14 protein-coding genes are annotated in these 22606 nt (G+C 69.7%); 5 read left to right on the forward strand and 9 right to left on the reverse strand.

What is annotated here, in order from left to right; all coding sequences use genetic code 11:
• Nucleotides 1-44 precede the first annotated feature (44 nt).
• The 5 genes from C1707_RS12320 (at nt 45) to C1707_RS12340 (ending at nt 10683) form a co-directional block, all read left to right on the forward strand.
• On the forward strand, nt 45-2831 hold the full coding sequence (locus C1707_RS12320) for a TonB-dependent receptor (protein WP_240633922.1): 2787 nt from the start codon (nt 45-47) through the stop codon (nt 2829-2831).
• Between the two features lie 119 nt (nt 2832-2950).
• Complete coding sequence (locus tag C1707_RS12325; RefSeq protein WP_101712623.1) at nt 2951-4462, forward strand: tryptophan halogenase family protein; 1512 nt, start codon at nt 2951-2953, stop codon at nt 4460-4462.
• Between the two features lie 572 nt (nt 4463-5034).
• Complete coding sequence (locus tag C1707_RS12330; protein ID WP_101712624.1) at nt 5035-6684, forward strand: DUF5597 domain-containing protein; 1650 nt, start codon at nt 5035-5037, stop codon at nt 6682-6684.
• Between the two features lie 61 nt (nt 6685-6745).
• Nucleotides 6746-9592: a TIM-barrel domain-containing protein gene (locus C1707_RS12335; protein WP_101712625.1), complete on the forward strand. Its 2847-nt coding sequence runs from the start codon at nt 6746-6748 to the stop codon at nt 9590-9592.
• 110 nt (nt 9593-9702) lie between these two features.
• Nucleotides 9703-10683 (forward strand): isoaspartyl peptidase/L-asparaginase family protein, encoded by a 981-nt coding sequence (locus tag C1707_RS12340; protein WP_101712678.1) that lies wholly within the window; start codon nt 9703-9705, stop codon nt 10681-10683.
• 237 nt (nt 10684-10920) lie between these two features.
• On the opposite strand, the gene C1707_RS12345 is transcribed toward C1707_RS12340, so the two are convergent.
• The 9 genes from C1707_RS12345 to C1707_RS12385 all read right to left on the reverse strand — a co-directional run bounded on the left by C1707_RS12345 (nt 10921) and on the right by C1707_RS12385 (nt 22578).
• A complete protein-coding gene (locus C1707_RS12345) occupies nt 10921-11583 on the reverse strand; it encodes a M23 family metallopeptidase (protein ID WP_101712626.1) in 663 nt (220 codons plus the stop codon).
• A 176-nt stretch (nt 11584-11759) separates the two neighbouring features.
• Nucleotides 11760-13574 (reverse strand): response regulator, encoded by a 1815-nt coding sequence (locus C1707_RS12350; protein ID WP_101712627.1) that lies wholly within the window; start codon nt 13572-13574, stop codon nt 11760-11762.
• Nucleotides 13571-15220 carry a response regulator gene (locus C1707_RS12355; RefSeq protein ID WP_101712628.1) on the reverse strand — a complete coding sequence of 550 codons (1650 nt, stop codon included), beginning with the start codon at nt 15218-15220 and terminating at the stop codon, nt 13571-13573. Before C1707_RS12355 ends, C1707_RS12350 begins: the two co-directional genes overlap by 4 nt.
• Entirely contained in the window at nt 15217-16290 is a 1074-nt protein-coding gene (cheB, locus tag C1707_RS12360; protein ID WP_205686839.1) for a chemotaxis-specific protein-glutamate methyltransferase CheB, read from the reverse strand. Before cheB ends, C1707_RS12355 begins: the two co-directional genes overlap by 4 nt.
• Nucleotides 16287-18380, reverse strand: a complete 2094-nt coding sequence (locus C1707_RS12365; protein ID WP_101712629.1) for a hybrid sensor histidine kinase/response regulator — start codon at nt 18378-18380, stop codon at nt 16287-16289. The genes cheB and C1707_RS12365 overlap by 4 nt, the downstream gene beginning before the upstream one ends.
• Nucleotides 18381-18387: 7 nt before the next feature.
• Nucleotides 18388-20058, reverse strand: a complete 1671-nt coding sequence (locus C1707_RS12370; RefSeq protein WP_101712630.1) for a methyl-accepting chemotaxis protein — start codon at nt 20056-20058, stop codon at nt 18388-18390.
• Nucleotides 20058-20633, reverse strand: a complete 576-nt coding sequence (locus C1707_RS12375) for a chemotaxis protein CheW (RefSeq protein WP_101712631.1) — start codon at nt 20631-20633, stop codon at nt 20058-20060. The genes C1707_RS12370 and C1707_RS12375 overlap by 1 nt, the downstream gene beginning before the upstream one ends.
• 8 nt (nt 20634-20641) lie before the next feature.
• Nucleotides 20642-21991: a CheR family methyltransferase gene (locus C1707_RS12380; RefSeq protein ID WP_240633923.1), complete on the reverse strand. Its 1350-nt coding sequence runs from the start codon at nt 21989-21991 to the stop codon at nt 20642-20644.
• A gap of 86 nt (nt 21992-22077) precedes the next feature.
• Nucleotides 22078-22578 (reverse strand): chemotaxis protein CheW, encoded by a 501-nt coding sequence (locus C1707_RS12385; protein ID WP_101712633.1) that lies wholly within the window; start codon nt 22576-22578, stop codon nt 22078-22080.
• Nucleotides 22579-22606: the final 28 nt, after the last annotated feature.

Raw genomic sequence — 22606 nt, forward strand, 5'->3', positions numbered from 1 at the left:
CACATCGTTTCATGTTCGGCGCTTCGGCTCTGGCGCTTTGCGCCGTGGCTCCGTTGACAGCGCTGGCGCAAGGCGCCCAGGCGCCCGCCGACACGACCGTCGAAGAGGTCGTTGTCACCGGCCAGCGCGCCCAGATCCAGTCCGCGCAGAAGATCAAGCAGAACGCCGAAGTGATCGTCGACTCGATCACCGCGGTCGACATCGGCGCCCTGCCGGACCGCTCGGTCTCCGAAGCCCTGCAGCGCATCTCGGGCATCACCCTGCAACGCACCAACGAAGCGCGCGACCCGGCCCGGATGGCCGCGGAAGGCGGCGGCGTGGCCATTCGCGGCCTGTCGTGGGTGCGTTCGGAAACCAACGGCCGTGACATCTTCTCGGCCAAGAACGGCCGCGGCCTGAGCTTCGAGGACGTGTCGGCCGACCTGCTGGCCGGCGTCGACGTCTACAAGAACCCGTCGTCGGACATGATCGAAGGCGGCATCGGCGGCACCGTGAACCTGCGCACCCGCCTGCCGTTCGACCAGAAGGGCCACCTGCTGGCCTTCTCGGGCGACTACAACTACGGCGAACTGCAGAAGAAGGGCTACTATTCGGGCAACGTGATCGCCAGCGACCGCTGGGACACCAAGTTCGGCGAGTTCGGCGCCCTGATCGCCTACAGCTACGGCAGCGTCGGCAACCGCACCAACAGCATCTCGGTCGACCGCTACGACCCGATGACCGTGAACGGCAAGACCGTCTACGTGCCCAAGGCCATGGGCTGGCGTTCGGTCGACTGGGAGCAGAAGCGCCAGTCGCTGGCCTTCGCCGCCCAGTGGCGTCCGAACGACAAGTTCGAGTTCAGCCTGCAGGCCATGGGCTCCAAGGCCGATCCCAAGGACCTGGAGCGCGCCGCCCTCGTCGAAAACACGATGAACCAGGCGAACGCCAACGGCTATACCTACAACTCGGCCGGCGTGTTCACCGGCGGCACCGTCTATGACGCCCAGTACACCGCCGACACCCGCGCCGGCGAAGGCCACAAGAAGACGGGCGACATCGCCCTGAACGGCAAGTGGTACGTCAACGACGCCCTGACCGTCTCGGGCGACCTGCAGTACGTGAAGTCGACCTCGAAGACCTCGAGCCTGACCGTCTTCACCCAGCTGCAGGACATCGCCGGCGTCGACGGCGACCTGCCGGACGTCAACTGGAACCTGGGCACCAGCGTGCCTACGGTCACGACGATCGGCGCCAACAACACCTACGTCAAGGACCAGTACTACTGGGGCGCGGCGATGGATCACATCGACCAGAGCGAAGCCTCCGAAAAGGCCGCCCGCCTGGACGTGACCTACGAGTTCCCGGAAGACGGCTGGCTCAAGAGCTTCCGCTTCGGCGTCCGCGCCACGGACAAGGACTTCGAGACCCGCGAGTCCGGCTGGAACTGGAGCCTGCTGAGCGCCCAGTACTGGGGCGGCGGCACGCCGGTCTACCTGACCGAAAGCAAGACGGCGAACCTGACCGAGCTGTACACCTTCAAGAACTTCTTCGGCGGCGACGTGCGCGTTCCGGGCGTGGCCTGGTTCCCCACCGCGGACGTGGTGACCAACGGCTCGCAGCACGCCTACGACCTGCTCAAGCACACCGAGACGGCCGGCTGGGGCTGGTCGCCGGTGACCAGCTTCCTGGACGCCAACAACAACACCCAGAACGAAAAGACCTACGCCGGCTACGGCCTGCTGCGCTTCGGTTCGGACGGCCTGTTCGGCTCGAACATGCCGCTAGACGGCAACATCGGCGTCCGCGTGGTCAAGACCGAGGCCTCGGCCGACGGCGGCAGCATCGTGCCCTCGTCGCCGACCTGCGATGAACTGACCAACGCCACCTGCGCGGCCGCCAAGGCCTTCGCCGCCGGCGGCACGATCATCACCGGCAGCACCAAGTCCGACTACACCGACGTGCTGCCCAGCCTGAACCTGCGCCTGCACGTCACGCCGCAGCTGCAGGTGCGCTTCGCCGCCTCGAAGGCCATCGTCCGCCCGACCCTGTCGCAGCTGCAGCCCTACACGGCGCTGGGCTTCGACTTCACGACCTCGGGCACGACCTCGATCTACAACGGCGCCAACGGCACCGGCGGCAACCCGAACCTGCGCCCGATCAAGTCGGACCAGTTCGACCTCAGCGCCGAATGGTACTTCGCCCCGACGGGCAGCCTGACGTTCGCGGTCTTCCGCAAGAACATCAAGGACTACATCTTCACCGACACGGCCACCGAGCGCTACACTTCGAACGGCCAGACCTTCGACTTCGACGTCATGCGTTACTATAACGGTGACAAGGGCACCGTTCAGGGCTTCGAGATCGGCTACCAGCAGTTCTACGACTTCCTGCCGGGCGCGCTGTCGGGTCTGGGCGTGCAGGCCAACTACACGTTCATCGACAACGAAGGCGGCCGCAACACCGCCGTCGACGTCGACGACACCAACCAGACGGGGGGCGCCGACAACGCCGCCCTGCCGCTCGAAGGCATGTCGTCGCGCAGCTACAACGTGGCCGTGATGTACGAGAAGTACGGCGTCTCGGCGCGCCTGGCCTACAACTGGCGCCAGCGCTACCTGCTGACCAGCTCGGCGGCCAACGTCAACGCCCCGGTCTGGTCGCGTGACTACGGCCAGCTGGACGGTTCGATCTTCTACAGCATCAACAAGCAGTACAAGATCGGCGTGCAGGCGACCAACATCCTCAAGGAACGCACCGTGCTCGAGGTCGGCAACCCCGACCGCGTCGCCCCCTACAACTGGGTGGAGACCGACCGTCGCGTCGCCGTGGCGTTGCGCGCCAGCTTCTAAGCTGATCTGACTTGGACTGAACGAGGGCCCTCCGACGATCCGGACCACATGCTGGTCGGGGCCGTCGGAGGGCTTTCGTGTTTGTGGGGCGGCGTTAAAGAGCCCCGGGGAGGGACGTGATGGATCAGCGCATCCGCAAGGTCGTGGTCGTAGGCGGCGGCACCGCCGGCTGGATGGCGGCGGCGGCGTTCAGCCGGCTGCTGGTCAGCGACGCGGTGGCGGTCGAGGTCGTCGAATCCGAGGCCATCGGCACGGTCGGCGTCGGCGAGGCCACCATCCCGACCATCCGCAACTTCAACCAGACCCTGGGCCTGGACGAGGTCGAGTTCATCCGCGCCACCCAGGCCAGCTTCAAGCTGGGCATCGACTTCCGCGACTGGGGCCGGGTCGGCCATCGCTACTTCCACGGCTTCGGCGACTTCGGCGCCGACCACGAGGCCGTCCAGGCCCACCAGCTGTGGCGGCGCCTGAAGGCGCTGGGCGATCCCAGCGGCCTGGAGGACTGGTCGTTGCCCACCGCCGCGGCGGCGCTGAACCGCTTCATTCCGCCGAGCCCGGATCCGCGCTCGCCGCTGCACGACTACGCCTATGCCTATCACTTCGACGCCGGGCTCTATGCGGCCTTCCTGCGCCGCTACGCGCAGGCCAGGGGCGTGACGCGCACCGAGGGCAAGATCGTCGACGTCGCCCTGCGCGGCCAGGACGGCTTCGTCGAGGCGGTGGTGCTGGACGACGGGCGCCGGATCGAAGGCGACCTCTTCGTCGACTGCTCGGGCTTCCGCGCCCTGCTGATCGAGGGAACCCTGAAGGCCGGCTTCGAGGACTGGTCGCGGTGGCTGCCCTGCGACCGCGCCCTGGCCGTGCCGTGCAGGCTGGGCGGCGACGGCCTGACGCCCTACACCCGGTCCACGGCGCGCGCGGCCGGCTGGCAGTGGCGGATCCCGCTGCAGCACCGCATCGGCAACGGCTACGTCTATTCCAGCGCCTTCGTCGACGACGAGCGCGCCGCCCGCACCCTGATGGACAACCTGGACGGCGAGGCGCTGGATGATCCGCGGCCGCTGCGGTTCCTGGCCGGCCGGCGCCGCAAGTTCTGGGATCGCAACGTCGTGGCCGTCGGCCTGTCGGGCGGCTTCCTCGAGCCGCTGGAATCCACCTCGATCAGCCTGATCCAGAACGGCATCTCGCGGCTGCTGGAATTCTTCCCCGACCGTCGCTGCGACCCCCTGCTGGCCGACGAGTTCAACCGCGTCTCGGCCCTCGAGTACGAGCGCATCCGCGACTTCATCATCCTGCACTACTGCATCAACCAGCGTGACGAGCCGATGTGGCGGCAGGTGCGCGAGGTGGCGCTGCCCGACAGTCTCCAGGCCAAGATCGCGCTCTACAGGGCGCGCGGCCACGTGGCGATCCACGAGGGCGACGGCTTCGGGCGGCCCAGCTGGATCGCCATCTACAACGGCCTGGGCGTCGTGCCCGAGGCCTATGATCCGCTCGCCGACCGGATTCCCGAGGCCGAGCTGCGCGGCCTGATGGACCATCGCCGGGCCCTGATCCGGCACACGGCCCAGACGATGCCGACCCAGGAGGCCTTCATCGCCCGCCATTGCGCCGCGCCGCCGCTGGGCTGAGCGGGGAGGGGGTGTCCAGTTCGCCGGCGCCATGCCCATGCGAGGCGCGCTTCGCGGTCGGCGTTGCCGCGGATAACCGCGGTCACGCAAAAAATGGGCTGACAACGCTATCAAGTCCCTTGCGTGTTCATTTGTATGATTATACATATCGGACGTGGCGCCGGGGTCGCGAAAGCGACTGTCCGGCCGTGCGATCCTCTCGCGAGGTTCGCCAGCGCGCCGCGCGAACCACCTCCCCGGTCTCGCGCGAGTCTTTTCAACCGCGCATCGCCTCCTGCGGGCGATGCGCGGATTTTTTTTGCCTTTTCCGCAATTGTTACAAAGGTTTGCCGGCTTGAGCCCGGCATTGGCGCGCCGTGAAAAGCGGTTGCAATCGCGCCCGCCTCGGCTAATTGTCCTATTTATAAGAATGGTAGCGGTAACGAGTTGGCGGGGCTGAAGTCTCTCGCGCGACCGCAGGGAACGGGAGGAGGCGAGGGAATGTCCATCCACATTGACAGCGCTTACTTCCCATATCCGGCGATCGATGCAGGCATAGGTCCCGACCGGTTCGCCAGCATGGAGGTTCTCGCGTGACGTCTCACCGCAAGCCCAAGTGGAGCCGGCATGGCTTCGCGGCCCTGGGCGCGATCCTCAGCCTGGCCGTCGCCGCGCCGTCCTTCGCGCAAGCGCCTTTGCCCAAGCTGGTGACAAAGGACGGCAAGCACGCCCTGATGGTCGACGGCAAGCCGTTCCTGATGCTGGGCGTGCAGGCCAACAACGCCGCCAACTATCCCTCGCAGATGCCCAAGGTGTGGCCGGCCGTGAAGGCCATGCACGCCAACACCCTGGAGATCCCGATCGCCTGGGAACAGATCGAGCCGGTCGAGGGCAAGTTCGACTTCAGCTATCTCGACCTGCTGCTCAAGCAGGCTCGCGAGAACGACACCAAGCTGGTCATCCTGTGGTTCGCCACCTGGAAGAACAACGGCCCGCAGTACGCGCCCGAGTGGGTCAAGCTCGACGACAAGCGCTTCCCGCGCCTGATCAACGGCAAGGGCGAGGTCAAGAACTCGCTGTCGCCGCACTTCCGCGCCACGCTCGAGGCCGACAAGAAGGCCTTCGTCGAGCTGATGCGCTTCATCAAGGCCAACGATCCGGACCACACCGTGATCATGGTCCAGCCCGAGAACGAGGTCGGGGCCTACAGCGCCATCCGCGACTTCTCGCCGACCGCCCAGAAGATCTTCGACGGCCCGGTTCCCAAGGACCTGCTCAAGGCCATGAACAAGAAGCCGGGGACCTGGAAGCAGGTGTTCGGCAAGGACGCCGACGAGTTCTTCTACGCCTGGTCGATCGGCCGCTACGTCGACGAGATCGCCGCCGCCGGCAAGCAGGTGCTGCCGCTGCCGATGTACGTCAACGCCGCCCTGCGCGACCCCTTCAACGACCAGGACCCGTTCACCTATTCGTCGGGCGGCCCAACCTGGAACGTGCTCGACGTCTGGAAGGCCGCCGCGCCGTCGATCGACGCCCTGGCTCCCGACATCTACATGCGCGAGAGCGAGAAGGTCCGGAAGACGCTCGAACAGTACGGCCGTCCCGACAACGCCCTGTTCGTGCCCGAGATCGGCAGCGACAAGGCCTACGCCCGCTACATCTACGACGTGCTGGGCCATCAGGGCATCGGCTTCGCGCCGTTCGGCATCGACTACACCGGCTATTCCAACTACCCGCTGGGGGCCAAGACCATCGACGCCAAGGCGATCGAGAACTTCGCCGTCCACTACCGCCTGCTCTCGCCGATGGCGCGCGAATGGGCCCGCCTGTCCTACGAGGGCAAGGTCTGGGGCGTGGGCGAGCAGGAGGGCGGCAAGCCCGAGACCATCGACCTGGGCGGCCGCTGGAACGTGCGGGTCACCTACGGCGAGTGGCAGTTCGGCTCGATCGAGGCCCCGTGGATGGCCAAGGCCGAGAAGCAGCCCGACCGTGAAATTCCCGACGCCGGCGCCCTGATCGCCCAGCTGTCGCCCAACGAGTTCCTGATCACCGGCTACCGCGCCCGCCTGACCTTCGGCTCGGCCAAGGGCGAGCGGTTCATGGTCTCGCGGGTCGAGGAGGGTCATTTCGACGACAAGGGGCAGTGGGTGTTCGACCGCCTGTGGAACGGCGACCAGGTCGACTACGGCCTGAACCTGACCACCTTGCCGCAGATCCTGAAGGTGAAGCTGGCGACATACTAGGTCGCCGGCCGTCCCTCAAAGCCAACAACGAAGAACAACGAGAACAGGGAAGAAGAACGACATGCGCAGCATCTATCGGGGACGCGGCCTGGCCGCCGGCCTCGCCCTGGCCCTGCTGGCCTCGACCAGCGCCTTCGCCCTCGACGGATCGTTCGAGAAGACCGCCGACGGCGTGGTCGTCAGCCCCGCCTCCGGGCCGGCCAAGAAGGTGCGGCTGCAGGTGATGGGCGAGCGGATCATCCACGTCACCGCCTCGCCGACGCAGACCTTCGACAATCCGCCCAGCCTGATGGTCACGGCCAAGCCGGCCACCACCGGCTTCACGGTAGACGAGAAGGGCGGGGTGCTGACGCTGAAGACCGCCAAGGCCGCTGCGCAGGTCTCGCTGAAGGACGGCACGGTCGACTTCCTCGACGCCGCCGGTCGCAAGGTGCTGGCCGAGCGCGATCGCGGCGTCTTCACGCCGGTCAAGGTCGAGGGACAGGACTTCTACGCCGTCCGCCAGCAGTTCAATCCGGGCACGGACGAGGCCTTCTATGGCCTTGGCCAGCACCAGAACGGCCAGATGAACTACAATGGCCAGGACGTGGAGCTGCTGCAGTACAACCGCGCCGTCGCCGTGCCGATGCTGCTGTCGTCCAGGGGCTACGGCCTGCTGTGGGACAACAACTCGATCACCCGCTTCGGCAATCCGATCCCCTACGACGTCGCCTCGCGCGACCTGAAGATCTTCGACGCCGACGGCAAGGCCGGCGGCTTCACGGCCAGATACTACCAGAACGGCCAGCTGAAGGTGACGCGGGTCGAGAAGGACATCGACTACCGCTTCCTGAAGGACCTGCCCAACTGGCCGGCCGAGCTGCAGGACGCCAACAAGAAGAACCTGCCGGGCCAGACCGTGACCTGGGAGGGCTTCGTCCAGACCGACAAGGCCGGCGAGCACAATTTCAAGCTCTATTCCAGCGGCTACGCCAAGGTGTGGCTGGACGGCCAGCTGGTGATCGACCGCTGGCGGCAGAACTGGAATCCCTGGTACCACAACTTCGACGCCAAGCTGACGCCGGGCAAGAAGCACAAGGTGCGCGTCGAGTGGACGCCCGACGACGGCTATATCGGCCTGCTGCACAACGACCCGATGCCGGCGCTGGACCGCCATTCGCTGCAGCTGACCTCGGAAGTCGGCAAGGCCATCGACTACTACTACATCGGCGGCGACGACCTGGATCAGGTGGTGTCGGGCTATCGCGATCTTACCGGTTCGGCGGTGATGATGCCGCGCTGGGCCTACGGCTTCTGGCAGTCGCGCCAGCGCTACGAGACCCAGGACCAGATCGTCGGCGTGGTGAAGGAGTACCGCAAGCGCGGCCTGCCGCTCGACAACATCGTCATGGACTGGCGCTACTGGAAAGATCCCGAGTGGGGCACGCACAAGTTCGACGAGACGCGCTTTCCCAGCCCGCAGAAGATGGTCGACGACATCCATGGGATGAACGCCCATTTCATGATCTCGATCTGGCCGAAGTTCTATCCGACAACGGACAACTTCAAGGAGCTGGACGCCAAGGGCCACATGTACAAGCGCAACATCGAGCAGGGCGCGCTTGACTGGGTCGGCCCCGGCTATCTGAACTCGTTCTACGACCCGTATTCGCAGGAAGCCCGCGACATCTACTGGAAGCAGGTCAAGCGCGACCTGAAGGGTTTCGGCGTCGACGCCTGGTGGATGGACGCCTCCGAGCCCGACCTGCACTCGAACGTCGACGTGGCCGAGCGCACCCTGCGCATGAGCCCGACGGCGCTGGGCCCGGGCGCGGAATACTTCAACAGCTACGCCCTGGAGCACACGCGCGGTGTCTACGAGGGCGAGATCAAGGACAATCCGGACGTTCGCCCCTTTATCCTGACCCGCTCGGGCTTCGGCGGGTTGCAGCGCAACGCCTCGGCGGTGTGGAGCGGCGACGTGGTGGCGCGCTGGGACGATTTCCGCGACCAGATCTCGGCCGGCGTGAACCTGTCGATGTCGGGCATCCCCAACTGGACCACCGACATCGGCGGCTTCTCGGTCGAGAAGCGCTACGAGAGCAAGGACCCCGCTCACCTGGAAGAGTGGAGGGAGCTGAACCTGCGCTGGTTCCAGTTCGGCGCCTTCAGCCCGCTGTTCCGCAGCCACGGCGAACTGCCGTTCCGCGAGATCTACGAACTCGCCGACGAGGGGACCGAGGTCTACAAGTCGCTGGCCTGGTACGACGAGCTTCGCTACCGGCTGATGCCCTACGTCTACACCCTGGCGGCCGACACCTATCACCGCGACGGCAGCATGATGCGCGGCCTGGTGATGGACTACCCCAACGACTCCAAGGCCCGGAACGTCGACGACCAGTATCTGTTCGGCCAGGACTTCCTGGTGGCGCCCGTGACGGCGTTCAAGGCCCGCTCGCGCGGCGTCTACCTGCCGGCCGGGACCTGGTACGACTTCGAGACCGGCAAGGCCTTCAAGGGCGGCCAGACGGTCAAGGCCGACGCGCCGCTGGCCCGCATGCCGCTGTTCGTGAAGGCCGGCGCCATCGTGCCGACCACGGTCGTCCAGCAGTATGTCGGCGAAAAGCCCGACGCGCCGATCACCCTGCTGGTGTTCACCGGCAAGGATGGCAAGTACGAGCTCTACGAAGACGACGGTCTGTCCAACGGCTATGCCCGCGGCGCCTGGGCCCGCACGCCGATCTCCTATGACGACGCCAGCGGCCGGGTGACGATCGGCGCCCGTTCGGGAACCTTCAAGGGCCAGATCGAGAAGCGCACCTTCAAGGTCCGCTTCATCGGCAAGGGCGCCAGGCCGACCGACTTCGACGCGGCGGCCGACCTGACCGTCGAGTATGATGGCCGGCCGGTGGTGCTGACCCGCAAGTAGGGCGATCTCCACCTGCGATCGTGAAGCCCCGGCGCCGCAAGCGCCGGGGCTTTGCTTTGCTGGGAAGGGCGGTCCACCTTGGCGGCGACGAATCCGAAGAGGGCCGCTCCATGTCCAAGCTCATCGCCGCCGCCGCGCTCGCCGCGTCCCTGACCGCCGCGCCCGCCTTCGCGGGCGACTGGTCTCTGGCAATCCATGGCGGCGCCGGGGTGATCAATCGCGGCGACCTGTCGCCGGAGAAGGACAAGGCCTATCGCGCCGGGCTGGACGAAGCGCTGAAGGCCGGCTCGGCGGTTCTCGAAAAGGGCGGCTCCAGCCTCGACGCCGTGGAAGCGGCGGTGAAGGTGCTGGAGGACAATCCGCTGTTCAACGCCGGGAGGGGCGCGGTCTTCACCGCCGACGGCAGGAACGAGCTCGACGCCTCGATCATGGACGGCGCGACGCTGAAGGCCGGCGCGGTGGCGGGCGTCACCCGCACCAAGCATCCGATCAGCCTGGCCCGGGCGGTGATGGAGAAGTCGCCGCACGTGATCCTGGCCCGCGAGGGCGCCGACAAGTTCTCGGTCGAGCAGGGTCTGGAGCAGGTCGATCCGTCTTGGTTCCGCACCGAAGAACGCTGGAAGCAGCTGGAGGCCTGGCGCGCCAGGCAGAAGGCCGCCCTGGATCCCACCCACCTCTACGGCACGGTCGGAGCGGTCGCCATCGACGCCAAGGGCCACCTGGCGGCGGCGACCTCGACCGGCGGCATGACCGGCAAGAAGTGGGGCCGCATCGGGGATTCGCCCATCATCGGCGCGGGGACCTACGCCCAGGACGGCGTCTGTGCGGTCTCGGCCACGGGCTCGGGCGAATACTTCATCCGCACCAGCGCCGCCCATCAGGTCTGCGCCCGCATCGCCTGGAAGGGCGAGGACCTCAAGACCGCCGGCGACGCCACCATCAAGGCGATCGGCGACATCGGCGGCGACGGCGGCATGATCACCATGAACGCCAGGGGCGAGGTCGCCTTCCCGATGAACAGCTCGGGCATGTACCGCGGCTGGGCCAGCGCCAGGGGCAAGGGCACGGCGATCTACGCGGACGAGAACTAGGCCGCCTGCGGCGGCCCCCTCAGTCGCTCCGCGACAGCTCCCCCAGAGGGAAGCATCTGGCGCGGCGCTCATCGATCCTCCCCCTTTGGGGGACTGTTGCGAAATTCGGAACGTCGAAGAACAGACCAGAATCCGTTCGAGAACAGTTCGGAATCAAAAGGGGAAAGTCGTTCTTGTTTTACCCCATTATGCAACGATCCCCCTTTGGGGGAGGTGGCCCGGAGGGCCGGAGGGGGTCTAGGCCGCCGCGACCAGCTTCGGCTGGATCAGCGCCGCGGCGTTGATGCGTCGGCCGCCGGGCTTGATGACTTCCAGGTGCACGTGGTCGGTGATGCCCGGATAGTGCTTCTGCAGGCTGGCCACGTGGCCGATGACCTGGCCCAGGCGGATGGTCTGGCCGACCTCGACGTCGGGATCGACGTAGAAGGCGCGGGCGACGTAGCCGAGGGCCGGGTTGGTGATCTCGACGAAGCGCAGGTCGGGCGCGTCGGCGTAGGCATAGCCAATCTTGGTGACGTAGCCCGACATCGGCGCCTTGGCGGCCTGGCCGGCGACGGCGACGTAGTCGACGCCCTCGTGCTGGCGCGAGCCGCCGTCGCGACGGGCGCCGAAGGCCCCGTTCCCGAAGGCGTCATGCTCGCGCGGGGCCGCGCCCGTGGGGTTGGCGAAGTCGGACGCGCCGTCGCCGTCGACGTCGGCGCCCTTCCAGACGGTCTCCATGCGCACCGGCTGGGGCGGGGCCTCGTCCAGCCTGTTCAGCAAGGTCCGCACCGCGGGCGGCGTCGACCGGTTCACGTGCGGGCTTTCCATCGCCAGACCCGCCATCGGCGCGAAGAGCACCGTCAGACCCAGGGCGATCCGCGCCTGGGGAGGAAGCTTCTTCAACGCCGGAAAATGCATTTCGCCATCCTATGGATCGTTTCGCGTCGTGGGGCGTTCGCCGTGCCACGGGCGTCGTTAACCATTCAGATAAGGCGATGAAAAGGCAGGATTGCTGCGTCAGGTCGACGCGCATGTGCTTGGCTATGCTCAAGCTGAAAGCTTGAGATTCAATCGAACATTGTTGGGTTGTCGACTTACGCGTCGGCCAGGACTGATCGGATGCGGTCGGCCAGTTCCCTGTTCTCGAAGGGTTTGCGCACCAACGATAGGTCGGTTCGTTCGGGCGTCACGTCGGCGTGGCCGGTGACCAGGATGACCCGGATCCCGGGCGCCAGGTCCTGGGCCGCGCGGGCCAGTTCCAGGCCCGTCATGCCCGGCATGGCGAAGTCGGCGATCATCAGGTCGGGCCGAGTCTCGCGCACGCGCCGCAGCGCCTGCTCGCCGTCCTCGGCCTCGATCACCCGATGGCCGAGGTCGCGCACCATGGCCACCGTCACCGCCCGCACCGTGGGGTCGTCGTCGACCACCAGCACGCTGCGCGACGGCTGCTTGTCGAGGGCTACGTCGACGGGCGGGCAGTCTTCGCCCGGGCCGCAGTCGCCCGATCCGCGCGGCAGGTAGAGGTTCACGGCGGTACCCTCGCCGGGCTGGCTCTCGATGTCGATCGCCCCGCCCGAACGCTGGGCGAAGCCGTAGACCATGGAAAGGCCCAGGCCCGTGCCCTTGCCCACCGGCTTGGTGGTGAAGAACGGCTCGAAGATGCGGGCCATCAGTTCCGGCGAGATGCCCTCGCCGGTGTCGCGCACGGTGACCAGCACGTAGTCGCCGTCAGGCAGGTCGTGGCGGGCGGTCGGGCCGGACATGGCGAAGTTGCGGGCGCTGATCGAGATCACCCCGCCGCCCGGCATGGCGTCGCGGGCGTTGACCGACAGGTTCAGCACCGCCAGCTCCAGCTGGTCGGGCTCGACATGCGCCGGCCACAGATCGGCGGGCAGGTCCCAGGCGATGCGCACCGCGCCGCCCAGGGTGCGCACCAGGATGGCGTCCATGCCCATCAGGGTGTCGGCCACGTCGACGACCTTGGGCTGGCTTTCCTGCTGGCGGCTGAAGCCCAGCAGGCGGTGGGTCAGGGCCGCGCCCTTGCGGGCCGCCAGGCTGGCGTTGTCGAGATAGCGCCGCACCTTGTCGGCGTCGGGCAGGCGGCGGCCGGCCAGCTCCAGGCTGCCCAGAATGGCGGTCAGCAGGTTGTTGAAGTCGTGGGCAACGCCGCCGGCCAGAGTGCCCAGCGCCTGCAGCTTGTCGGCCTGGCGCAGGCGGATCTCGGCCATCTTCTGGTCGGTGACGTCGCGCTCGATGACCAGCAGGTGCCCGGCCTCGTCGCGCAGCGGCACGTACTGGCGTTCGGTCCAGACCGGTCCGCCCAGGGTGGCTTCCTCGGTGACGACCTGGACCGGCTGGCCCGCGGCGAGGGCCTCGGCGCCCTCGGGGGCGTCGGCGAAGGGATGCGCGTCGGAGGCGTTGGTGCGGACCACCCGGCCTTGCGCGTCCTTGAAGGCGATGACGGCGGGAATGCTGTCCATCAAGCCGCGCAGCAGAGCCTGCTCGGTGCGCAGGGCGCGGCGCAGGCGCGTGCGCTCGACCCCGGCGGCGACGGCCGCGCGCAGGGCCTCGGGCTCCCAGGGCTTGGCGACGTAGCCGCTGACGCCGCCCAGGTTCAGGGCCGAGACCACGGCCGACAGGTCGGCATAGCCGGTCAGCAGGATGGAGTCGGCGTCGCTGATCGAGCGGGCGGCGGCCAGGAACTGGTCGCCGGTCAGGCCGGGCATCCGCTGGTCCGAAAGGATCAGGGCGACCGACGGCTCCTGGGCCAGGATGTCGAGGGCCTTGCCCGGGGCGTTGCTGGTCAGCACGCGGTAGCGGTCTTCCAGCAGGTCTTCCAGGGCGACCAGGATGTCGGGCTCGTCGTCGACGACCAGGATCGTCGGACGCTCTCCGCTTTGGACGCTCATCGGGCATCTCCGTCGACGACAGGGGGCGGGATGGTGATGGTGAAGCGCGCGCCGCCCAGTTCGCCCTGGTCGACGGCGATCGCGCCGCCGTGGGCGCGCACCACGTTGTAGGCGATGGCCAGGCCCAGGCCCGTGCCGGCCCCGACGGGCTTGGTGGTGAAGAACGGCTCAAAGATGCGGTCGCGCAGATCGGCCGGCACGCCAGGGCCGGAATCCTCGACCGCGATGACGAAGTCGCCGCCGTCGTCCCGCGTGGAGATGCCGATCACGCCCCGCCCCCCGTTTGCGCCGCCCAGCGCGTCGGCGGCGTTGCCGACGATGTTCATCACCACCTGGTTCAGCAGGGCGGGCGAGCCCTCCAGGGTGTTGCGGGCGGCGTAGGCGCGGCGCACCTCGATGCCGTCGCCCAGCTTGTGGGCGAGAAGGGCCAGGACGGTCTCGATGGAGTCGGCGGCGTCCAGAACATGGCGGTCGCCTTCGTCCAGGCGCGAGAACTTGCGCAGGTTGAGGACCAGGTCCTGGATGCGCTTCATACCCACCCGCATCGAGGCCAGGCGGGCCTTGGCCTTGTCGAGGCCGGGGGAGGGGGTCTCGTCGGCGGCCGTGGCGATCAGGCGCTCGACGGTGTCCTGGTGGCCCAGCAGGAAGGCCAGGGGATTGTTGATCTCGTGGGCGATGCCGGCGACCAGCTCGCCCAGCGAGGCCATCTTGGCGGCCTGGACCAGCTGGCCCTGAGCGTCCTTCAGCTGACGGTTGGCGTTGGCCAGGTCGTCGGCGACGGCGGCGCGGGCCTCGGCTCTCGCCAGCGCCAGTTCCTGGGCGCGCGCCTCGCCGGCGCTGCGGCGCGCCTCGTCGGCCATCAGCTTGCGGCGCAACTGGGCGCGGACCCGGGCGCGCACCACCTCGTCGTTGGCCGAGGCGGGCACCACGTCGTCGGCGCCGGCCTCCAGCGCGTCGGTCAGCAGGTCGCGGTCGGCCTCCTCGCCGCCGAAGGCCAACAGCTGGAACGGCGCGCCCAGCCGCGCGCGGCGGGCGTCCAGGGCGGCCAGCAGGGCCAGGTCGTCGCGGTCGCCGCCGCGCACGCCGACGACCACGCCGTCGAGTTCGCCGTCCAGCGCCGCGCAGTCGGGGTCCAGACGCTCCAGCGCGGCCACCTCGTAGCCGTCGTGCTCCAGCAGGTGACGCAGGCGCAGGCGCAGGGTGGCGCTGGGATGGGCGACCAGCACCCGGGCGCGGCGGAAGGGTTCGGAGGCCTTGGGCGCGGCGGTCTCGGCCTTGGCCCGGCGCAGCAGCGCCTTCAGCCGCACGATCACCACCTTGGGATCGGCCGACTTGGCGACATAGGCGTCGGCGCCGCTCTCCAGCCCCTGACGCTCCAGGTCGCTCTCACGCGCGCCGGTCAGCATCAGCACCGGCAGGGCCCGGGTGCGGCCGTTCAGGCGGATCTGGCGCGACAGCTCGCGGCCGTCCATGCCGGGCAGGTGGAAGTCGGCGACGATCAGGTCGGGCAGATGGGCGTTCAGGTGCTCCAGCGCCGCCTCGCCGCTCGTCGCGCAGGCCACCGAGAAGCCCTCGGCTTCCAGCAGGCCGCGCAGGCGCAGGGCCTGGGTCTCGGAATCCTCGACGACCAGGACGGAGGCGGTCATGCGTCCTCCCGGCGGCGGGCCAGCTGGGCGATGCGCGGGCCGATCAGGTCGAGGCTCAACACGGCCCGCGCCGCGCCCAGCTTAACGGCCGCGGCGGGCATGCCGTAGACGACGGCGCTGCTCTCGTGCTCGGCGATGGTGAAGCCGCCCGCGGCGCGCAGTTCGGAAAGGCCCTTGGCCCCGTCTTCGCCCATGCCGGTCAGCAGGGCCGCCACGGTCCTGGAACCCACCGATCGCGCCAGCGACTGAAAGAGCACCGTGGCCGAGGGCCGCTGGCCGCTGACGGGCGCCGCGCCCGACAGGCGCAGCACGCCGCCGGGCGTCAGGGTCAGGTGACGGTCGCCGGGCGCGACATAGGCGCGGCCCGGCAGCGCCAGCTCGCCGTCCCGGGCCACCGCGACGCGGATCGGCGACAGGCTGTCCAGCCAGCCGGCGAAGCCTTCCATGAAAGCCGCGCCCATGTGCTGGACGACCAGAACGGGCGCGGGGAAGTCGGCGGGCAGCGCGTCGAGCACCCGGGCCAGGGCCGGCGGTCCGCCGGTCGAGGCGGCCAGGGCCAGATAGCCCAGGTCCTGGAAATCGGCGCTGGTGGCGAGGGGCATGGCCTCGCGGGGCGCGCGCGCCCCGCCGCCGATGGCCCGGCGACGGATCACCGGCACGCTGCTCATGATGAACAGCTGCGTGCAGATGGTGTCGGCCAGGCGCTCGTAGCCGTCGGTGGCCAGGCCCACGGGCTTTTCCACCACCGTCAGGGCGCCGGCCCGCAGCGCGTTCATCGAGATCTTCAGCGAGGCGTCCTCGACCGCGTCGGCGATGACCACGATGGGCGTCGGATGGTCAGACATGATCCGAGCCGTGGCTTCCAGTCCGTCCATGCCGGGCAAGCGGATGTCCATCGAGATCACGTCGGGCTTCACCTGGCCGATGCAGGCCAGGGCCTCCTCGGCCGAGGCGACGGCGGCGGAGACGGTCAGGCGCGGGTCGCGCTCGACGATGTGGGTCAGCAGGACCCGCACCACCGTGGAATCCTCGACGATCATCACCCGCACGGGCTTGCCGGACGCCTTCACAGCAGTTGCCCGATGGCGGCCAGCAGCTCGCGCTGGTCGAACTTCTGCTTGGTGATGTAGGCCTCGGCGCCGAGGTCCAGGCCCCGGCGGACGTCGGCGGCGTCGGCGCGCGAGGTCATCAGGATCACTGGCGTCGAGGCCAGAGCCGCATCGGCCTTCACCGCCTGCAGCAGCGAGAAGCCGTCCATGCGCGGCATCTCGATGTCGGCCACGACCAGGTCGATCATCGCCTGGCCCGAGCGCAGCAGGTTCAGGGCGTCCAGGCCGTCGACGGCCAGCAGCACGCGATAGCCCTGGGCCTCCAGGATGCTCTTCTCCAGCGTCCGGGTGGTGATGGAGTCGTCGACCACCAGGATGGTGCGGGTCGTCTCGTCGGCCTCGTCGGCGGTTTCGGCGAAGCCCAGCCCGCCGGCGGCCAGCTGGCGCTGGTCGCGCAGCCAGCGGCGCACCAGGGCGTCGGGATCCAGCGCCAGGGCCGGGGCCTGGTCGTCCATCTGCACCGCGCCGGCGATCAGGTCGGCGTCCAGGTCGTCGGCGTCCAGGTCCTCGACCATGGCCGACCGCACGTCGCACAGGGCGTCGACGGCCAGGGCCACGTGCCGACGGCCGTGGCTGAGCAGCACCGCCGAAACGGCGCCGGCGTGGACGGGAACCTCGGCGGCGACGCCGGACAGCAGGGCGGAAAGCGGAACCATGGGGACGATAACGTCGTCGCCGTCGATGGCGATCCGTGCGGCCGGGTGTCCTTCCACCATTTCCAGCGCGGTGGCGTCCAGGCGCAACAGTCGGCGCACGCCCAGCGAGGGCAGGGCGGCCTGGCGGCCCTGGACGTCGACGAACAGCAGCGACTGGCGCGCCGCCGACAGCGGGGTCGACAAGGCCACCCGCGCGCCCCAGGGGCGGCCGGCGGTCAGGCGCAGTTCGCCGCGCAGCTTGCGGACGGCCTCGGCCACCACCGACAGGCCCATGCCGCGGCCGGCCAGGCGATCGACCCCTTGCGCGGTCGAGACGCCGGGCGCGAAGGCGTGGGCCAGCAGTTCCTCGGGCGTCGGGGCCGGGGCGCCTTCGGGGCGAGGCGACATCAGCCCCTTGTCGACGGCGGCGGCCTCCAGCCTGACGAGGTCGGGCCCCGGGCCGTCGTCGGCGATGTCGATCCGCAGCCGGCCCGACGCGGCCGAGACGGTCATGGCCACGGTCAGGCGTTCGGGCTTGCCGGCCGCCGCCCTGGCCTCGGGCGCCTCGCGGCCGTGACTGACGGCGTTGCGCAGCAGGTGCATCACCGGGTCCTTCAGCGCCTGCAGCACCCGGCGGTCGGCGCGGGTCTCCAGGCCGGTGACGCGCACGTCGACGGAAACGCCGGCCTCGCGGGCGATGTCGCGGACCATCGGGGCGAAGCCGCCGAACACGGTCTCGGCCGGCGCCTGGCTGATCTCCTCGACCCGGCCGCGCAGGTCCGACAGGCCCTGGTCCAGCGCCCAGCCCGCCCGCACCCGGCGCACCGACAGGTCGTTGATGGCGCGGGAAAGATCCTTGAGGCCCTGCTCGACCTCCCGCGCCCGCGCGGCGGCGCCGCGCGCGTCGCGCCAGCGGCGCTCCAGCTTGCGGGCGTCGGCCGCCACCCGGCGCAGGTCCTCGTCGATGGCCCCGTGGTCGAGCACGTCGCCCGACAGGGTCTGCATGGCGCGCGACAGGCCAGCGACCGCCTCGACGTCGATGCGGACGTACTCGACCGCCTCGTCCGTCGCCGGGGCGGCGGCGGCGGTCGCCGGCTTCGGCGCGGGCGGCGCATAGGCGGCGGTGGCGGCGTCCTCGACCGCGTCGAGCAGGCCTTCCAGTGTCGCGACCGTGTCGGCGTCGAGCGTCCGCTGGCCGTCCATCAGCTCGGCGCAAAGGCTTTCCAGCGCGTGGGCCTGCGCCTCGACGGCCGGAAGGTCGACCGCCCGGGCGGCCCCCTTCAGGCTGTGGGCGCGGCGGAAGATCTCGCGCGTGTCGGCCTCGCCGCCGGTCGCGAGGGACTGGCGGATCGCCTGGAGGTGCTCGCGGTGTTCGAGGTCGAACGCCGCCAGGAGCTGTCGACGGATATCCGGCACGATGCGATCAGGTCCGGTAGCGCTCGGAGAGAGCCAGCAGCTGGCGCGACAGGTCCGACAGGTTGGCGGCCGCCTCGTCCAGCTGGCGGGTGCCCGCGGCGGTCTGCTGGCTGGCCTGGCGGATGTTCTGCAGCGCGCCCATCACCTGCTCGATGCCCAGCTGCTGCTGGTTGGTCGAGGCGACGATCTGCTGGAAGGTCTGGACGCTCTCCTGCACCCTGCCGGTGATCTCGGTGATCGTGCGCTGGGTGGTGTCGGTGCGCTCCTTGCCGGCGGCCACGCGCTTGACGGCCTCCTCGGTCAGCATGACCGAGGCGTTGATGCCGCGCTGGATGTCGCCGAGGATCGAGCGCACCTGGGTGGTGGCCTCCTTGGCCTGGTCGGCCAGCATCTTCATCTCCGAGGCCACGACCGCGAAGCTGCGGCCGTTCTCGCCCGCCGAGGCGGCCTCGATGGCGGCGTTCAGGGCCAGCAGGTGCGAGCGTTCCGAGATATCGTTGACGGTGGCGATGATGTCGCCGATCGCCTGGGTCTTCTCCGACAGGGCTACGATGTTCTCGGCGACGGCCTCGGCCTGCTCGCGGATGGCGTCCATGGCCTTGGCGGTCTCGTCGACGGCGCGCAGGCCCTCGTTGCTGGTGTGGGCCGTGGCCTGGGCCGACGCGATGACCTCCTGGGCGCGCTTGCCGATCTGGGCGCCGGAGTGGGTGATCTCGTCGACGGTGGCGGCGGTCTCCTGCACGGCGGCCAGCTGCTCCTCGACGCTGGCGGCCTGCTCCTGGGTCGAGGCGCGGATCTCGGCGGTGGCGGCGTTGAGGTTCTCGGTGGCCTCGCGGCTCTGGCGGGCCAGCACCACCAGGCCGTCGACCATGGTGTTCAGCGTGCCGCCCAGCTTGCCGATCTCGTCGTTGGCCGTGGCCGCGGCGCGGCCGGTCAGGTCGCCTTCGCCGACCTTGGCCACAAAGCCCATGAAGGCGCCCAGCGGACCGACGATCGAGCCCCGGATCGCCCAGGTGATCGCGCCGGCGATGACGGCCGCCACGATCAGGGCGACGATGATCGACACCTGGCTGATCTTGTAGACGTCGTTGATCCGGCGCTGGCCCGACAGGATGGCGTCGTCCAGCACGTCCTCGGCGCCCTGGATGCCGCGCCCGAACTCGCCGCGGCGCTGGACCAGGGCGGTCTGGGCGGCGGCCACGCCGGCGCTGTCGTTGCGACGGATGGCGCTGAACAGGTTCTCGGTGTCGGTGCGGCCCTGGCGCGAGGAGGCGGCGGTCTGGTTCAGATAGTCCTCGATCCGTCGCCAGGCGTCGGCGCGCTCGGTCGAGAGCGCGCTCTGGCGATAGTCGCGGGCGGCCGAGGCGGCCTTTTCCAGGGCCGAGTCCATGTCGACGCCGCGCTGGCGCCAGCGGGTGACGGGATCTTCCTCGTTGCCGCCGACGCCGCCGGCGGAGCGAGACAGATAGCTGGTGATCACCGCGTCGCTGGCCGCGCGCATTTCGTTGGCGGTGGTGCGGATCTGGGCGATCTGGCGGACCACGGCCATGTCGCGGGTGACGATGGTCTCGGTGGTGTCCTTGACCACGCCGATCTGGAACAGGCCGAACAGGCCCACTCCCAGCAGCAGGACGGTGACGGCCGCGAAGCCGAGGATGATGCGGTTGGCGATGGTCACTAGGCTCTTGCCCCCAAGGCGGCGGAAAGGTGGTCGGCGAGAAGGTCGCCGAGATCGAGAAGGGTGACGGTGCGGCCGGGCAGGTCGCCCGGGCCCTCGGACACGACGCCGCGCGCGCCGCCCTCGAAGGCGTCGCCGCCCGGCGCTTCGCGGGCGACCTTGGCGGCTCCCGGAGCGGCGTCGACGCGCAGAGCGAGGTTTCCCGCGCCGCGCAGGGCGAGGAGGAAGCCGGCCGCGTCGGGGGCGGCCGGCGCCGCGCCGGTCAGGCGCGAGAGGTCGAGCACCCGGCGCAGACGGCCGTCGACGCTGGCCAGGCCCAGCAGGCCGGCGCGGCCGAGGGCGGGGGTCAGTCGGCGCGGCTCGAACGGCGTCACGCGCTCGACGGCGGCCAGCGGCAGGGCGAAGAGCCCCGCGCCGGCCTGGCACAGCAGAACGTCTTCCAGCGGGGTTTCGGGTTCGGGCGCAGTCCGGCGCTCGGCCAGCCGACGGGTGCGCGCGGCCAGGATCGCCTGGGCGCGGGCGTCGTCCAAAAATCCCCCCAACCCGTCGCCGCGGGCGGCGTCGGCCTTACTCATGTCGTTCTTCAAACCCCCACGAGCGACTGCAGCAGCAGACGGACGCTCTTGCGCAACTGGTCGGCGTCCAGACCTGCGCCGTGGGCCAAACGCGCGCCCGGCGCAACGGTTCCCGCGATCTGCGCGGCCGTCTTCAGCGAACGGGCCGCGGCCCTGACCCGGCCCTGGTCGAGCAGCAGCAGGCCCAGGTGGTAGTGGGCCATGACGAAGCCGCGATCGAGGTACAGCGCCCGCTTGAACGCGGCTTCGGCTGGACCAGGCCGTCCCAGCGCCCGCAGCACCAGGCCGTCGTGCAGGTGCAGGGCAGGATCCTCGGGCGCGACCGCCAGGGCCGCGCGGCAGGCGGCCTCGGCGGCGGCGTAGTCGCCGGCGTCGGCCAGCCGGCGCACGGTCTCAACCAGGTCGGCCGCCGGCGGGGCTGGCGTGGGAACAGGCGTGGGGATCGGCGCGGGCCGCCACTGGGGCGATGGGGTCTCGGCCAGGTGGAGGTGCTGGGCGGGCTCGGGCTCCGGCGCGGCGAAGGCCTCGAAGCTGGGGCCCGGCGGGGCGGGGCGCTCGGGATTGGGCGGGCGATAGGCCACGGTGCCGGGCAACTGGGCGACGTCCAGGATCTTGCCGAAGGCCGGGTTGGGCTCGGCGTGGCCCAGCAGCAGCCAGCCGTCGGCCGCCAGCCTGCTCCCCAGCGCCCCGACAAGCTGCTCGACCACCTCGTGGTGGAAGTAGATCAGCACGTTGCGGCACAGGATCAGGTCGAACTCGGTCAGCTCCAGCGGAGGGGCGGGGCCCAACAGATCGAGCAAATTCTGGCGCTCGAACCGGACGAGGCCGCGATAGGCGGGCTTCAGCGTCCAGGTGTTGCGGGCCGTTTCGGTGAACCACTGGGCGCGGTCGGCGTCGCTGACCGCCCGCAGCGCCCAGCGGCCGAACTGGCCCTTGCGCGCGGTTTCCAGGAAGGCGGCGTTGATGTCGCCGCCGAGGATCGAGATCCGCCAGTCGGCAAGCGCCTCGCCCAGCATCTGCGACAGCAGGATGGCGATCGAATAGGGCTCGGCGCCGGTGGCGCAGCCGGCGCTCCAGATGCGGATCCGCTTGTCCTGCGCCTTGCGCTCGATGATGTCGGGCAGGATCGTCTCGCGCAGCGCCGTGAACTGCTCGGCGTAGCGGAAGAAGAAGGTCTCGCCGATCGTGATCTCGGTCTCGAGCGCGGCCCATTCGGCCTCGCCGTCGTCGGCGCTGGCCAGGCGCTTGAGGTAGGCGCTCACGTCGCGGTCGCGGGTGGCCAGAAGGCGCCGCTGCACGCGGTCCCACAGCACGTCGTCCTTGTCGGCGTAGTAGTGGTGGCCGGTGCGGACGATCACCGCGCGCTTCAAGCGCTGGAAGGGCTCATCGGCGGCCAGGGCCAATGGGCGCGGGACTTGGGGCCGCGGCGCCGCCCGGGGCGGTTTCACGCCGGCTCGCTTTCCCACGCGGCCAGGCGCTCCTGGGCGCGGCGGGCGAATTCGTCCAGCCGGGCCTTCTCCTCGGCCAGCAGCAGATGCTCGGGCGACAGCACGGGCGTCAGGCGACCGTCGATCAGGGCGGCCTCGGAAACGCAGCCGCCCAGGCTGTCGGTCTCCTCGACGGGCTGGGTGTCGGGCGCGTGGGCGGCGGCGTCGGTGACGCGGTCGACCAGCAGGGTCACGGCCGGCGCGCCGGCCAGCGGGCGCAGGCGGATCAGGTGCCGGTAGAGCGCGGGCGAGGGCTCGCCGCCTTCGGCGTCCAGGAGGCGGTCCAGGGCCAGCGCCGCCACGGCCTCTCCGCCCAGATTGACGAAACCCGCCAGCACGCGCGGCGCGCCGGGCGCGGCGACCAGTTCCGGCAGCGGCAGGATCTCGGCCACCGCCGCCTGCGGAAGGGCCGCTTCCAGCGCGCCGGCGCGGAAGGTCACGTAGAGGCTGCTTGTCATTCCGGGCTCCGCAACGGGATCGAGACGG

The sequence above is a fragment of the Caulobacter flavus genome (assembly GCF_003722335.1).
Classification (GTDB): Bacteria; Pseudomonadota; Alphaproteobacteria; order Caulobacterales; family Caulobacteraceae; genus Caulobacter; species Caulobacter flavus.

Coding starts and splice junctions, on each gene's coding strand:
- C1707_RS12375 (WP_101712631.1), bottom strand. CDS start 20,633: ATGAGTAAGGCCGACGCCGCCCGCGGCGACGGGTTGGGGGGATTTTTG.
- C1707_RS12355 (WP_101712628.1), bottom strand. CDS start 15,220: ATGACCGCCTCCGTCCTGGTCGTCGAGGATTCCGAGACCCAGGCCCTG.
- C1707_RS12335 (WP_101712625.1), top strand. CDS start 6,746: ATGCGCAGCATCTATCGGGGACGCGGCCTGGCCGCCGGCCTCGCCCTG.
- C1707_RS12350 (WP_101712627.1), bottom strand. CDS start 13,574: ATGAGCGTCCAAAGCGGAGAGCGTCCGACGATCCTGGTCGTCGACGAC.
- C1707_RS12345 (WP_101712626.1), bottom strand. CDS start 11,583: ATGCATTTTCCGGCGTTGAAGAAGCTTCCTCCCCAGGCGCGGATCGCC.
- C1707_RS12340 (WP_101712678.1), top strand. CDS start 9,703: ATGTCCAAGCTCATCGCCGCCGCCGCGCTCGCCGCGTCCCTGACCGCC.
- C1707_RS12325 (WP_101712623.1), top strand. CDS start 2,951: ATGGATCAGCGCATCCGCAAGGTCGTGGTCGTAGGCGGCGGCACCGCC.
- C1707_RS12385 (WP_101712633.1), bottom strand. CDS start 22,578: ATGACAAGCAGCCTCTACGTGACCTTCCGCGCCGGCGCGCTGGAAGCG.